The organism is Mitsuaria sp. TWR114, assembly GCF_007997345.1.
Window position 1 is genome coordinate 1 of record NZ_VOSR01001011.1, and the last position, 842, is coordinate 842.

Consider the following 842-nt stretch of genomic DNA (forward strand, 5'->3'; position numbering starts at 1 on the left):
CCGTGCCGCGCGTGGCTCTCCAGCCCCGAGCCGACGCAGCACCACATGCCGAGATCGACCTGCGAGTACACCCGGTAGTGGTTGGGCCGCATCGGCGTGAAGTAGACGAAGCCGCCCGCCGGATGCTGCGACGCCAGCACATGGTTGAACAGCGCGCGCTCGTAGTAGTCGGCGTAGCGTGCGCGCTCCTCGTCGCCGGCCGCGTGCGCGTGCAGCAGCTCGGTGAGCTTGAGCATGTTGTAGGTGTTGCAGGTCTCGGGACCTTCCACCTCGTCGAGCATGGGCTGGAAGTCGGTCAGCGGATGGAAATGCTCCCTGACGCTGTTGCCGCCGATGGCGACGCTGCGGCGCTCGCGCACCGTGGTCCAGAAGAAGCGCGCGGGCGCCAGCCAGTCCTTGTCCGCCGCGCCGGGGTCGCGCTCCTCGGCGATGCGGGCGAAGCCGATCACCTTGGGGATCTGCGTGTTGGCATGCAGCCCGGTCAGCGCGTCGCGGGGCCCGCGCAGCGGATCGAGGATCGCGCGGTGCGAGAAGCGCTCGGCCAGGCGCAGGTAACGCGCGCCGCCGCTCATCGCGGCGATGTCGGCGAAGACCTCGTTCATGCCGCCATGCTCGGCGCGCATCAAGTCCTGCAGCTGCGCATCGCTCAGCGGCTCGAGCAGGGCCAGCGCCCAGGCGCCCAGGTCGATGAGCATTTCGCGCGCGAGTGGCTCCCGCGTCAGCTGCCACGCGTCGCGCAGGCCGGCGAAGGTCTTGTGCAGGTTGTACCAAGGCACCCAGCGCCCGTTGACGGAGAAGCTGTCGACCTTGAGCTCCCCACGAGCGACCTCGCGCCAGGCGGC

1 protein-coding gene is annotated in these 842 nt (G+C 69.8%); it reads right to left on the reverse strand.

The window, feature by feature from the left end:
• Positions 1-842: beta-L-arabinofuranosidase domain-containing protein (locus tag FUT87_RS26825; RefSeq protein WP_186830794.1), on the reverse strand; the 842-nt coding region annotated here is incomplete at both ends.